Source organism: endosymbiont of Galathealinum brachiosum (genome assembly GCA_003349885.1).
In the GTDB taxonomy this organism is placed as follows: Bacteria; Pseudomonadota; Gammaproteobacteria; order SZUA-229; family SZUA-229; genus SZUA-229.
Genome location: QFXC01000013.1, coordinates 391501 through 404671, shown reverse-complemented (window position 1 = coordinate 404671; position 13171 = coordinate 391501). Strand labels below are relative to the sequence as shown.

The window sequence follows — 13171 nt, the reverse complement described above, 5'->3', positions numbered from 1 at the left end:
TGGGGTTTAAAGGGTTTATGGGCGTAACTGCAGATACATTGTCGAGTATTTCAGTAGCAGCATTGGTAACAGCTATGGTCACAGATGATAGTCAAAATTCAGAATATATTCTGGTCGTCGGCTTAGGTGTGACGGGGCTTTCTGTTGTGCGCTTTTTACATAAACAGCAGAAAAACATTGTGGTTATTGATAGTAGAAATAACCCGCCTGGCCTAAATGAACTAGAAAATGAATTTCCAGATGTGAGTGTGTATCTGGGTGAATTTGATGAAGCCGTATTTATGGGAGCAACGCAAATAGTTGTAAGCCCGGGTGTGACATTAAAAGAACCGGTTATACAGCATGCAATTACACAGGGTGTAGATGTAGTTGGTGATATAGAGCTTTTTGCGCAGCAGGTGAGTGCACCGGTAATAGCCGTGACAGGTTCGAATGGTAAAAGCACCGTAATAAGTTTGCTCGGTGAGATGGCGCGTAGCGCAGGTATAAATGCTGTTGTCGGTGGAAATATAGGCGTACCTGCACTGGAAATAATTAATACAAATGCCGATTTATATATTCTTGAATTATCGAGTTTTCAGTTGGAAAGTTTGCATAGTTTGAAACCTGTAGCTGCAGCTGTTTTGAATGTTAGCCCTGATCATATGGACAGGTATGAAAGTTATGATGAGTATATTGAAACTAAAAAACGAGTATACAACGCGTGTAAAGTTGCTGTCGTTAACAGAGATGATAAACGCGTAACTGAAATGCAGACAGGGCAAAATTTTATTTCTGGTTTTACATTGAATGAGCCTGCGCATGGTGATTTTGGCTTGCGTGAGTTTAATGGTGAAATCTGGTTATGTAAGGGCGGTCATCAGTTAGTTCCTGAGAAGTCATTAAAAATTTCTGGAACACATAATTTATCTAATGCTTTGGCTGCATTAGCTCTAGGTGAGGCAGCAAGTATCTCCATGCAGGATATGTTGGTGGCGCTTAAAAGCTTTACTGGTCTGGAGCATAGAACCCAGTGGGTAGCTGAAAAAAATCATGTGACATGGGTGAATGATTCTAAAGGAACAAATGTAGGCGCAACTTTAGCAGCTATTACGGGAATACAAGTTAAAAATAAATTAATACTCATTGCAGGTGGAATTGCGAAAGATGCAGATTTTATGCCCCTTCGGTCTGCTGTGTGTGAAAATGTTAGAACAGTTGTATTAATAGGTAAAGATGCACCTCAAATAGAAAATGTTTTACAGGGCTGTGTGCCTGTTTTTTATGCCAAAGATATGGCAGATGCAGTACATATAGCAGCAGATTTATCTCATCCTGATGATACTGTTTTATTATCACCTGCATGTGCGAGTTTTGATATGTTTGATAGTTACGAGCATCGTGGTGAAATGTTTGTAAAAGAAATAAAGGATCTGCAATGAATGTAGGTTTATTGTTTCAGCAAACACAAAACATTGTGAAACGTGGGTCGGCTAAACCCATGGTGCAGAAACCGCTCATGTTAGACGGTCTGGATGGAGTACTAATTATGCTGGTAATTAGTATATTAGCTATTGGTCTGGTGATGGTGGCTTCAGCTTCTATTAGTATTGCTGATAGTAAAACATCAACTCCATTTTTTTATTTATATCGTCAGTTGATAGCAGCTTCTCTTGGTTTGGTGGCTGCGATTATGATTTTTAAGATACGTCTCGTTTACTGGGAGAAATCTGGAATGATTTTACTGGCATTATCTTTTGCGATGGTGATATTAGTATTAATTCCGGGTGTTGGAAAAACAGTAAATGGCTCAACACGCTGGATACCTATAGGCATTCTGAATTTACAGGTGTCAGAAATAGTTAAACTGTTTCTGATGATTTATGTAGCCGGTTACCTTGTGAGACATGGTGAGCAGGTTCGTTCAACTTTATGGGGTTTTTTAAAACCTATGATGATGATTGGGCTTGTTTGTATGTTTCTATTGCTTGAACCAGATTTCGGTGCGTCAGTTGTTATTATGATGACAGTGTTAGGTATGACATTTTTAGCGGGTGTTAGATTTACACAGTTTGTTGCTGTGATTACATTGTTCGGTTCTGCTGCTGCGTTGCTTGTGATTACTTCTCCTTATCGTTTACAAAGACTAACCGCATTTGTGAACCCGTGGGCTGACCCATTTGATAGTGGTTTTCAGTTAACTCAATCACTTATAGCGATTGGTTCGGGTGGTTGGACAGGTGTGGGTTTAGGCTCAAGTGTACAAAAATTATTTTATCTTCCTGAAGCGCATACTGACTTTTTATTTGCGGTGTTAGCTGAGGAGCTGGGTCTTATTGGTGTAGTTCTAGTTATAAGTTTGTATACGGCGTTAGTGTTTAGAGCTTTTATGATTGCGAGAAAAGCAGAGTCATGTGGTAATCAGTTTGCGTCTTATTTGTCATACGGTATTGGAATCTGGTTGGGGTTACAGGCATTTATTAATATAGGCGTAAATATGGGGGTGCTACCAACTAAAGGTTTAACGCTTCCGCTTATGAGTTATGGCGGAAGTAGTCTAATAGTTGTGAGTGCATCTATTGGTTTGCTATTGCGAATTTCTTATGAGTGTTCAAGTGGGCAGGCTAAAGCGAGAAAGTCCTCAGCTGGCAAAAAACGTAAAGCTAAAACAGGTTCTACGAAAAAAAGAAATAAAGATATTGGTGATCTGATACAGGAGGCAGCATGAATGATGTATTAATGCGTCCCGTTATGATTATGGCCGGTGGTACAGGAGGACATGTATACCCTGCGCTTGCAGTTGCTGACGAATTAAAGCAACGAGGAGTTCCAGTGGTCTGGATGGGGACAAAGAAAGGTATAGAGGCGCGCCTGGTTCCAGAGGCAGGTATTGATGTTGACTGGTTAGGTATGAGTGGTCTGCGTGGCAAAGGATTATTTACATTATTACTTGCGCCACTAAAAATTATTATGGCCTGTTATCAGGCGGTTAAAATATTACATAAACGTAAGCCATCAGTTGTTTTAGGTATGGGCGGTTTTGTATCAGCACCCGGTGGTTTAATGGCATGGGTAACTCGCACTCCACTACTTATACATGAACAAAATGCAGTGCCAGGCATGAGTAACCGTATGTTATCCAGAATAGCAAATAAAGTTATGGAAGCATTTCCAGGTGGATTTAAAACTGAAACGGTTCATGTTGGTAACCCTGTGAGAAGATCAATAACATCATTGTCGTCTCCTCAGCAGAGAAATAAAGAGCGTGATGGGGCATTACGAATTCTTGTGTTTGGAGGCAGTCTTGGTGCTGCACGATTAAATGAAATTGTACCTCAGGCATGTGCAAAAATATTACAGGACCGAGAGTTAAAAATTAAACATCAGGCGGGTCCGGGTAATTTTGATCAGACACGCTTAAATTATTCGCATCTAAAAATAAAAGCAGAGGTGCTTGAATATATTGATGATATGGAATCAATGTATTCATGGGCTGATCTGGTTATTTGTCGTGCGGGTGCAATGACAGTTTCTGAATTAGCTGCAGCGGGTGTTGCTTCTGTTCTGGTGCCTTACCCATATGCAGTAGATGATCATCAGACATACAATGCAAAGTATTTAAGCGATGCAGGTGCAGCTATTTTATTAAATCAGAATGATTTAAATGTTGATACTTTAGTTGATGTTTTAAAAGATATGGATCGTGAAAAAACTTTAGAAATGGCAAATAAAGCAAGACAACTTGGAATGCCAGAGTCAACAAAACTGGTTGCTGAAGCTTGTTTAATGGCAGGAGGGTACGATGTTAATTGAAACCCATCCCATGAGAAAAATACAGCGAGTACATTTCGTTGGTATCGGTGGTGTCGGTATGTGCGGCATAGCAGAAGTTTTATTGAATCTTGGATATAAAGTTTCTGGTTCAGATGTTAAAAAAAATGCAGCTATAGAACGTCTGCTTGCTCAGGGGGCGACTGTATATATTGGTCAGAAAGCCAGTAATGTAAAAGATGTAGAAGTGGTTGTGGTTTCAACAGCAATATCGACTGACAATGTTGAAGTTGTGGCAGCAAAAGAACACCGTATTCCTGTTATTCGACGTGCTGAAATGTTAGCTGAAATTATGCGTTTCAGACATGGTATTGCCATTGCGGGTACGCATGGAAAAACAACAACTACCAGTTTAACTGCGAGTTTGTTAATAGAGGCTGGCCTTGATCCAACATATGTGATTGGTGGTAAATTAAATAGTGCTGCAACAAATGCAAAGTTGGGTGAAGGCAAATATTTTGTTGCTGAAGCAGATGAAAGTGATGCTTCATTTTTGTTGTTGCAGCCGATGATGGCCGTTGTAACTAATATCGATGCAGATCATCTGGAAACACATGATGGTGATTTTGATCGTTACAAGCATTCATTTGTTGAGTTTTTACATCATTTACCATTTTACGGTAAAGCCATAATCTGTCTGGATGATTCAGAAAACAAACAGATCATGAATAAAATATCACGACCTGTAGTTACCTATGGTATTGAGTCAGAGGCGGATGTCAAAGCCGTAAATATCAAATGTAATGGCATGCAATGTCATTATGATCTTGTGTTACCTGAGGTTGATGAAGTAACAGAAATAACATTGAACATGCCGGGTAAACATAATGTATTAAATTCACTGGCTGCAATTACAGTTGCTCACCTGTTAGGTGTAGGTACAGATAAGATGCAAAAAGCATTGCAGGAGTTTGATGGTATTGGTCGACGAATGCAGCAGTATGGTGAGATTGAAACCGTTAAAGGGAATGTGTTACTAGTAGATGATTACGGGCATCACCCAACTGAAATAAAAGCGACACTTGAAGCATCAAAAAATGCTTGGAGTGAGCGTCGGATTGTTGTTGTTTTTCAGCCTCATCGTTACACGCGTACACGTGATTTATTTGAAGACTTTAGTAATGTGTTATCTATGGCAGATGCATTAATAGTAACTGAAATATATTCAGCGGGTGAAGAGCATATAGCAGGGGCCGATGGACGTGCACTGTGCGCAGCTATTCGTGCAAGAGGCCGCGTTAATCCGGTTTTTGTAGAAAATTTAAAAGATTTAAATAACTCGATAATAAATATAATTAATAAAGGTGATGTACTGCTTACTCTAGGGGCAGGAAGTATTGGTTCAATAGCTGAGAAATTACCGGAGGCATTAGCAAAATGATGGCTGCTTCCAGCTTACATAATTTCAAAGGTACGTTGCTGATTGATGAATCTATGGCTAAACACACCAGCTGGAAAATTGGTGGAGCGGCTGATAAGTTTTACACGCCTGAAGATATGGATGATCTTGCTGCTTTTATTAATCAGTTACCAGAAGATGAAAATATTATGTTTCTGGGTCTTGGTAGTAACTTACTGGTTAGGGATAAGGGTATCAGAGGTACGGTTATTTCTTTAAAAGGAAGTTTGTCTGAAATTGAAGTTTTGGACGATAACTGTCTGCGAGTAGGAGCGGGAACAAGCTGCGCGAAGCTGGCGAGACTATGTCACCGAAATAATCTGATTGGAGGTGAGTTTTTTGCAGGAATCCCCGGTTTGTTTGGGGGGGCTTTAGCTATGAATGCTGGTGCTTTTGGTGGTGAAACATGGCCTCTTGTTAAGTCTGTTATTACTATTGATAAACAGGGAAATACTTATACACGAACAAATAAAGATTATGCGATAAATTATCGCAGTGTAAGTGGGCATAAAGATGAATGGTTCATTAGTGCTGAGTTGCAGTTTAAATCGGGTGATGGAAATGAGGCAGCATTAAGAGTTAGAGATTTGTTGGATAAAAGAGCTAAAACACAACCAACTGGGCTGCCTAGTTGTGGTTCGGTCTTTAAAAATCCACAAAATGATTATGCGGCAAGGTTGATTGAGCAGTGTGGATTGAAAGGTTACTCAATTGGTGGTGCGGTTGTATCTGAAAAACACGCTAATTTTATTATTAACGAGAATAATGCAAAAGCAAGTGATGTTGAAAATTTAATAAATCACGTACAAAAAACAGTAAAAAAAGACCAGGGTGTCGAGTTACAAACAGAAGTGAAAATTGTCGGAGAAGCTGATGATGAGTAATTTTGAAAATGTGGCTGTATTTATGGGCGGCTGGTCAGCTGAAAGAGAGATTTCTTTAAATAGTGGCCAGGCAGTCTATGAAGCTTTAAAAAAGCAGGGAGTTAAAGTTACGGCAATTGATGTTGGTCGTGATATTTGTCAGCAATTGCGTGAAGGTGATTTTAGTCATGTATTTAATGTGTTGCATGGACGTGGCGGTGAAGATGGTGTTATTCAGGGGCTTTTAGATGTGTTGGAAATGCCCTATACAGGTTCTGGTGTACTAGGTTCTTCTCTGGCTATGGATAAGTCACGTTGTAAACAGTTGTGGCGTGGAATGGGTTTGCCTACCCCAGACTTTATTGAATTAAAGAATGAATCGGACTGTGATAGAGCGTTAGACGCTTTAGGTTTGCCATTGATGATCAAGCCTGTATTAGAGGGTTCGAGTATTGGTATTAGTAAAGTTAATTCGCATGATGAAATGATACCCGCATGGAAAAAAGCATGTGATTGTGGCGGGGTTATTATGGCTGAAAAATTTATACAGGGTGAAGAATATACTGCTGCAATATTAGGTGAGCAGGTTTTGCCAATGATTCGTCTTGAGACAGATAATGAATTTTATGATTATCAGGCTAAGTATGTTTCAAATGATACTCGTTATATCTGTCCGTGCGGTCTAGATGAAAGTTTTGAAACTGAATTAGCCGAATTAATGTTTAAAGCATTCAAAGCTGTAATGGGAGAAGGCTGGGGTCGAGTAGACTTTATGTTAGATAAAGATAAACATCCATGGTTAATAGAAGTAAATATGATTCCTGGAATGACAGATCATAGTCTGGTTCCAATGGCAGCAAAACAGGCGGGATTAACATTTGAAAATCTGGTGTTAGAGATACTTAAGGGTGCATCAGTTCATGGATAACAAATATAGGGTAGGTATAAATAAAAACAAAAAAAACAAATTAAATAAACGTCAGGCCGTTAGAGGTGAAATAATAAAAAAACGTGATATTGGTAAAATCACGAATCGTTTAAAAGAGTTTATTGTTTTTATATGGAAGCCGAAGTTTCTTTCAGCTATGGCTGCTTTGTTACTTGTATTGATTGTGCATAACAAAATCAATCTAGATCAAATGTTACCCATACAGTCAGTAAAGATTGAAGGTGAATTTGATTTTCTTGATAAAGGGAAATTGCAGGATAAAGCGATACCTGTTGTAAATGGTGGGTTTTTCAATGTTGATTTACCAGAGGTAAGAAATGCATTAGTGGATTTGCCCTGGGTAGAAGATGTTTCGGTAAGACGTCAATGGCCAGACAAGCTACTGGTTAGAGTTATTGAGAAAAAGCCGGTTGTATTATGGGGTGATAATGGAGTTGTCAGTGCTAAGGGTGAGTTGTTTGAGCCTGCAAATAAACCGACTGTTAAATTGCCACATTTATCAGGGCCTCAGGGGCAGCACAAGTTAATGTTGCAGGAGCTTGCGCGAATGCAGGCCTGGTTATTAGAAACAGGTTTGTATATAGAAAAAATAGAAATGAATGCACGAAGATCCTGGACATTAAGAATGACAACTGGAATGGAATTAAGATTGGGGCGTAAACAAATGCATGAGCGATTAAATCGTTTTGTTTCAGTTTATAAAGAAACGCTGGAAACACAAAAACGTAAAATTAAACATATAGATATGCGGTATACCAACGGCTTTTCAGTAGCCTGGAAAGAGGCATAGGAATAATGACAAAAAAAACAGATAAAAATTTAATTGTTGGGCTGGATATTGGTACTTCTAAGGTCGTTGCAATAGTAGGCGAAATAACACCTGAAGGTGATGTTGAGATTATAGGTCTGGGTTCGCATCCGTCTAGAGGTTTGAAGAAAGGTGTTGTAGTTAATATCGAATCTACAGTGCAATCTATTCAACGAGCGGTTGAAGAAGCTGAATTAATGGCTGGTTGTCAAATCAACTCGGTTTACGCTGGTATAGCTGGTAGCCATATAAAAAGTATAAATTCTCACGGTATTGTTGCGATAAAAGATCGTGAAGTAAGTGAGATGGATTTAGATCGTGTTATTGATGCAGCGAGAGCCGTCGCTATTCCTGCAGATCAGCGCATTCTTCATATTCTTCCACAGGAATTTATTATAGATGAGCAGGAAGGTATACGTGAACCTATTGGTATGTCTGGTGTTCGCTTAGAAGCTAAAGTGCATCTTGTGACAGGTGCGGTTGGTGCGGCTCAAAATATTATTAAATGTGTAAGGCGATGCGGGCTTGAAGTTGACGATATTATTTTAGAGCAACTTGCTTCCAGTTATTCTGTATTAACAGAAGATGAAAAAGAGTTAGGTGTTTGTCTGGTTGATATCGGCGGTGGTACAACGGATATTGCTGTGTTTTCAGAAGGCGCAATAAAACATACTGCAGTGATACCAATAGCAGGTGATCAGGTAACAAATGATATTGCTGTTGCTTTACGTACACCGACTAAATATGCAGATGAAATAAAAATTAAATATGCATGCGCTTTACGCCAGTTGGCTAATGCGGATGAAACCATTGAAGTGCCCAGTGTGGGTGACAGACCAGCACGTAAATTATCACGCCAGACTTTAGCCGAAGTGGTTGAGCCTCGTTATGATGAATTACTTAGTCTGGTGCAGGCTGAGTTAAGAAAAAGCGGATTTGAAGATATTATTGCTGCGGGTATTGTTATGACTGGCGGCAGTTCAAAAATGGAAGGTGTTGTGGATTTGGCGGAAGAAATATTCCACATGCCAGTACGACTCGGATCGCCACAGTATGTTAGTGGTTTAGCTGATGTGGTTTCAAATCCAATCCATGCAACGGGTGTAGGCCTGTTGTTATTTGGTGAGCAACATCAAAGTAGCGGTACTCAATATTTCTCAACAGAAGGGGGCATGAAAGGCGTATGGGGACGAATGAAAAACTGGTTCCAGGGGAACTTTTAAAACCGAAAATAAAATGCCCTTTGAAGTACGGGGTACAACAAAATTTTAAAATTAAATCTCAGACAATTAATTTTTGTTTGAATAATAATACAAATGAGGAGATCACACATGTTTGAATTGATGGATTCAGTTGCTCAAGACGCTGTCATAAAAGTAGTAGGCGTTGGTGGTGGCGGTGGTAATGCTGTAACGCACATGATGTCCACAGGTATAGAGGGCGTGGATTTTATTTGTGCAAATACAGATGCACAGGCACTGACTAAAATCAGTGGAGCCACATCGTTACAGATTGGTACCAATATAACTAAAGGTCTTGGTGCCGGTGCTAACCCGGATGTTGGTCGTCAGGCAGCTTTAGAAGATCGTGAGCGTATCCAGGAAATTATTATGGGTGCCGACATGATTTTTGTTACTGCTGGTATGGGTGGTGGAACCGGTACCGGTGCAGCTCCAGTTGTAGCTCAAATTGCCAGAGACATGGGCATACTTTGTGTTGGTGTAGTAACAAAACCATTTGTGTTTGAAGGCGCTAATCGAATGAAGATTGCGCAGCAGGGCATACAGGAACTAAGTCAGCATGTTGATTCATTAATAACTATTCCCAATGATAAATTATTAAGTGTTTATGGGCGTGAGTTTGATTTAATGAATGCATTTAACGGTGCAAACGATGTTTTGCATAATGCGGTTCAGGGTATTACTGAGTTAATTACACACCCTGGTGTGATCAATGTGGATTTCGCGGATGTACGTACAGTAATGTCACAAAATGGCATGGGTATGATGGGATCAGGTATTGCTTGTGGTGAGAGTCGTGCGGCAGAAGCTGCTGAAGCTGCGGTTGCTAGTCCATTATTAGAAGATGTAAATATTTCGGGTGCACGAGGTATTCTTGTTAATGTAACTGGTACTAACTTAACTTTGGGTGAGTTTGAAGATATCGGTGCAATAATAAGTTCATTTGCATCAGATGAGGCCATCGTTGTAATGGGTACAGCTATAGACCCTGAATTAGAAGATCAGTTACGAGTAACGGTTGTTGCAACTGGTTTAGGTCAGGCGCCTGCTGGTATGAGTAAAGACCCTATGAAGATTGTGAAGCGAACTACCACCGGTGATGTTGATTATGGGGATTATGATAAACCTACAATTCAGCGTAAAAAAGCTGTGGGTGATGGTTTGTCTGGCTCACTGGATGATGAAATGCTGGATATTCCTGCATTTTTGCGACGTCAGGCTGATTAAAAGTGCTCAATAAAAGGTATAAATTGCTCAGGTAAGATATTATCAAGCTAAGGTAATATCTAAAAACTGTGCGCAAGTTTAATGTTTTGTTAGTAAACTTGCCTATAATATTCTTTTATTAACATTTAATTATGTTCAAATTGTGACAAAAGCATGTATAATTCGTGCAAATTTGTCCAGTGGGCAATATCGCCATGAATAATGGCCATTATTAAGGAATATTGACTTGATTTGTCAACGCACCATCAAAAATGTTATCCGTGCAACCGGCGTTGGTTTGCACACAGGTAATAAGGTATATCTAACTTTACGTCCGGCATCGCCAGACACAGGCATTGTATTTAGACGTGTAGATCTTGATCAGCCTGTAGATATTCATGCAAAAGCAGAAAATGTATGTGATACCAAGTTATCAACAACAATTGGTGAAAATGGCGCAAAAGTATCAACAGTAGAGCATCTGCTTTCAGCAATGGCAGGTTTAGGTATTGATAATGCGTATGTTGATGTGAGTGCAGATGAAGTGCCTATTATGGATGGTAGTTCAGGTCCATTTGTGTTTTTACTGCAGTCAGCAGGTATAGTAGAGCAGCAGGCCGCTAAGCGTTTTATTAGAATCAAGAATACAATTTTAGTCGAAGAAGAAGACAAATGGGCGAAATTTGAACCATTTGAAGGCTTTAAAGTAGGTTTTACTATAGATTTCGATCACCCTGTTTTTAATGGAGCACCTCAACAGGCTGAAATAGATTTCTCATCAACTTCATTTGTAAAAGAAGTCAGTCGTGCGCGAACTTTTGGATTTATGAGTGATTTTGAAAAATTACGTGAAAGTAACCTGGCATTAGGCGCAAGTTTAGATAATGCAATCGGTGTGGATGAGTTTCGTGTACTGAATGAAGATGGTTTGCGTTATCAGGATGAATTCGTAAAACACAAAATATTAGATGCAATTGGTGATCTTTATCTATTGGGTCATAGTTTGATTGGTGCTTATTCTGGTTATCGTTCAGGTCATGCGCTAAATAACGCATTGTTAAAAACATTAATAGCAACACCAGAAGCATGGGAAGAAGTTACCTTTGAAGATGAAGAGTCGATATCTCCGATTTCATATTCAAAACCAGTACAGGCTTAATGCCTATTCTTAATTTATAGTATTTAATTATTAAAAACAAAAAAGCCCTGAACTAATTCAGGGCTTTTTTGTTTTACGAGAGAGTTGTAGCAGAGCAGCCTGTAATGCAGGGTCAGAAATGCAGTTTGCGGTTTGCTCTATAAGGTTAGCGTTATCTTCGCTTAATGTGCGAAAAACCGGTGATTTCTCTTTTACAATACGTTTAGGCGGAATGAGTTTTAACGTTACTCGTGTTAATTTCACTCCCGCGTGCTGATGCAGGGCTTCTAATATCGTTTGGCTATACATACGTAATCGTGTCTGCCAGACAGGAGAGTCTGTTAATATAATGAGTTGATTGCTTCTTACATCAGCAACTTCCATGTGATCATGGCAGTCTACGGGTAATGAAATCTTTACGGCATGGTTAAGGCGCTTAAGTTCTAGCGCTTTTTTTATAAATCTCAGGTTGAGTTTTTCTGAAATGTTGTCCATTTTAACCGTTGTTCAAAGTTGTTGTATAAAAGTGATCAATTACTTGTGGTTTAGTCATTTTATGTCAAAATCACCTGTTCGAGTTAAATATTTTAAGTTTTGATCGAATTTGGGCTATTATAGCTTATAGGGTATTCTTAAGGTTATACATTACATTAAAGTTTTCGTGCATGGATATAATATTATTAAGTAAATTTAGAGGTCGACCCTGTCGTGTACAAATCGGCAGTCCTGTGCAATTCATGATGCTGTCAGTATTTGCGGTGTTATTTTCAGGGGCGCTAGGCATGATGGGCTACTGGGTTGGTCAATCTCAGGCATCATCTTCCAGTGTTAGCTCAATTCAGCAGGAAATTAAACTGCAGAGGCAATTGATTAATCAGACTCGCTTTAATGCTCGAGCTGATATTGATGCTCTGGCAGCAAGATTAGGTGAAATTCAGGCTCATGCCATGCGTCTTAACGCATTAGGTCAAAAACTTGTCACCATTGCAAAGCTTGATAGAGGTGAATTTAATTTTGAAGATAATCCAGGGTTAGGTGGACCGGATGAGCCGGGATTACAGGAAATGGATTTTGGTAGTGAAATAGATGCTGTCATTTCAGAGTTAGAGGATCGAGAGCAGCAGTTGCGTGTTTTAGAAAATATTCTAATTAGCAGTAACATGCAGGAAGAAGTATTTCCTGCTGGTCGCCCCATTAAGCGAGGCTGGATTTCGTCTTATTATGGTACGCGTACAAACCCTTTTTCAGGCAAGCTTCAATTTCATAAAGGTATGGATTTCGCGGCTAAATCAGGATCTGATGTGTTAGCTGTTGCAGGCGGAGTGATTACCTGGTCCAGTAAACGTTATGGTTATGGGAATTTAGTAGAAATCAATCATGGTAATGGTTATATCACGCGATATGGTCATAATAAAACCAATCTTGTATCAGTAGGTGATACGGTTAAAAAGGGTCAGGTAATATCTCTCATGGGCTCAACAGGCAGATCTACAGGGCCTCATGTGCATTTTGAAGTGATAAAGAATGGTCGTCAGATTAACCCACAGAAATTTGTTCAAAGAAAATAGAGTCAAAATTTAGTTATTACCTTAATCCGCACCACCAGGTACTGACGGTGTGAATTCCTGGCGCCGTAAAACTCTTGATGGCATCGGTAAGGGGGCGGATCGCCAAAAATGCGTTCCATCCCCGATGGATATGTGTCTTAACAGGGCGAAAAACAACCAGTCAATTAAATTGAAAAAATTCTACTGCTG

12 protein-coding genes are annotated in these 13171 nt (G+C 39.5%); 11 read left to right on the top strand and 1 reads right to left on the bottom strand.

Features of this window, described 5'->3' with window-relative positions; all coding sequences use genetic code 11:
• Positions 1–74: 74 nt before the first annotated feature.
• The 10 genes from DIZ80_14645 to DIZ80_14600 all read left to right on the top strand — a co-directional run bounded on the left by DIZ80_14645 (position 75) and on the right by DIZ80_14600 (position 11435).
• The gene (locus tag DIZ80_14645) at positions 75–1421 is read left to right on the top strand and encodes a UDP-N-acetylmuramoyl-L-alanine--D-glutamate ligase (protein ID RDH81701.1); all 1347 of its coding nucleotides are present in this window, start codon (positions 75–77) and stop codon (positions 1419–1421) included.
• Positions 1418–2707, top strand: a complete 1290-nt coding sequence (ftsW, locus tag DIZ80_14640; protein ID RDH81330.1) for a putative lipid II flippase FtsW — start codon at positions 1418–1420, stop codon at positions 2705–2707. The genes DIZ80_14645 and ftsW overlap by 4 nt, the downstream gene beginning before the upstream one ends.
• Before the next feature lie 11 nt (positions 2708–2718).
• Positions 2719–3792, top strand: coding sequence for an undecaprenyldiphospho-muramoylpentapeptide beta-N-acetylglucosaminyltransferase (murG, locus tag DIZ80_14635; protein RDH81700.1), 1074 nt, complete (start codon positions 2719–2721; stop codon positions 3790–3792).
• Between the two features lie 10 nt (positions 3793–3802).
• Positions 3803–5191: a UDP-N-acetylmuramate--L-alanine ligase gene (locus DIZ80_14630; GenBank protein ID RDH81699.1), complete on the top strand. Its 1389-nt coding sequence runs from the start codon at positions 3803–3805 to the stop codon at positions 5189–5191.
• Positions 5188–6093: a UDP-N-acetylenolpyruvoylglucosamine reductase gene (locus tag DIZ80_14625; GenBank protein RDH81329.1), complete on the top strand. Its 906-nt coding sequence runs from the start codon at positions 5188–5190 to the stop codon at positions 6091–6093. Before DIZ80_14630 ends, DIZ80_14625 begins: the two co-directional genes overlap by 4 nt.
• A complete protein-coding gene (locus DIZ80_14620; protein RDH81328.1) occupies positions 6083–7000 on the top strand; it encodes a D-alanine--D-alanine ligase in 918 nt (305 codons plus the stop codon). Before DIZ80_14625 ends, DIZ80_14620 begins: the two co-directional genes overlap by 11 nt.
• Entirely contained in the window at positions 6993–7811 is an 819-nt protein-coding gene (locus DIZ80_14615) for a cell division protein FtsQ (GenBank protein ID RDH81327.1), read from the top strand. The genes DIZ80_14620 and DIZ80_14615 overlap by 8 nt, the downstream gene beginning before the upstream one ends.
• 2 nt (positions 7812–7813) lie before the next feature.
• Positions 7814–9052 carry a cell division protein FtsA gene (gene ftsA / locus DIZ80_14610; GenBank protein ID RDH81326.1) on the top strand — a complete coding sequence of 413 codons (1239 nt, stop codon included), beginning with the start codon at positions 7814–7816 and terminating at the stop codon, positions 9050–9052.
• Positions 9053–9160: 108 nt separating this feature from the next.
• Positions 9161–10297, top strand: a complete 1137-nt coding sequence (locus DIZ80_14605) for a cell division protein FtsZ (GenBank protein RDH81325.1) — start codon at positions 9161–9163, stop codon at positions 10295–10297.
• Positions 10298–10523: 226 nt separating this feature from the next.
• Positions 10524–11435 (top strand): UDP-3-O-[3-hydroxymyristoyl] N-acetylglucosamine deacetylase, encoded by a 912-nt coding sequence (locus DIZ80_14600; GenBank protein RDH81324.1) that lies wholly within the window; start codon positions 10524–10526, stop codon positions 11433–11435.
• Between the two features lie 57 nt (positions 11436–11492).
• Here DIZ80_14600 and DIZ80_14595 read toward each other — a convergent pair whose 3' ends face one another.
• Positions 11493–11909 (bottom strand): hypothetical protein, encoded by a 417-nt coding sequence (locus DIZ80_14595; GenBank protein ID RDH81323.1) that lies wholly within the window; start codon positions 11907–11909, stop codon positions 11493–11495.
• A gap of 170 nt (positions 11910–12079) precedes the next feature.
• On the opposite strand from DIZ80_14595, the gene DIZ80_14590 reads away from it, so the two are divergent.
• Positions 12080–12982, top strand: coding sequence for a hypothetical protein (locus DIZ80_14590; GenBank protein ID RDH81322.1), 903 nt, complete (start codon positions 12080–12082; stop codon positions 12980–12982).
• The last annotated feature ends 189 nt before the right edge of the window (positions 12983–13171 follow it).

Excerpts from the sequence above, each read along its gene's own strand:
- DIZ80_14645 (RDH81701.1), top strand. The coding sequence starts at position 75 with ATGGTCACAGATGATAGTCAAAATTCAGAATATATTCTGGTCGTCGGC.
- ftsW (RDH81330.1), top strand. The coding sequence starts at position 1,418 with ATGAATGTAGGTTTATTGTTTCAGCAAACACAAAACATTGTGAAACGT.
- murG (RDH81700.1), top strand. The coding sequence starts at position 2,719 with ATGCGTCCCGTTATGATTATGGCCGGTGGTACAGGAGGACATGTATAC.
- DIZ80_14630 (RDH81699.1), top strand. The coding sequence starts at position 3,803 with ATGAGAAAAATACAGCGAGTACATTTCGTTGGTATCGGTGGTGTCGGT.
- DIZ80_14625 (RDH81329.1), top strand. The coding sequence starts at position 5,188 with ATGATGGCTGCTTCCAGCTTACATAATTTCAAAGGTACGTTGCTGATT.
- DIZ80_14620 (RDH81328.1), top strand. The coding sequence starts at position 6,083 with ATGATGAGTAATTTTGAAAATGTGGCTGTATTTATGGGCGGCTGGTCA.
- DIZ80_14615 (RDH81327.1), top strand. The coding sequence starts at position 6,993 with ATGGATAACAAATATAGGGTAGGTATAAATAAAAACAAAAAAAACAAA.
- DIZ80_14605 (RDH81325.1), top strand. The coding sequence starts at position 9,161 with ATGTTTGAATTGATGGATTCAGTTGCTCAAGACGCTGTCATAAAAGTA.
- DIZ80_14595 (RDH81323.1), bottom strand. The coding sequence starts at position 11,909 with ATGGACAACATTTCAGAAAAACTCAACCTGAGATTTATAAAAAAAGCG.
- DIZ80_14590 (RDH81322.1), top strand. The coding sequence starts at position 12,080 with ATGGATATAATATTATTAAGTAAATTTAGAGGTCGACCCTGTCGTGTA.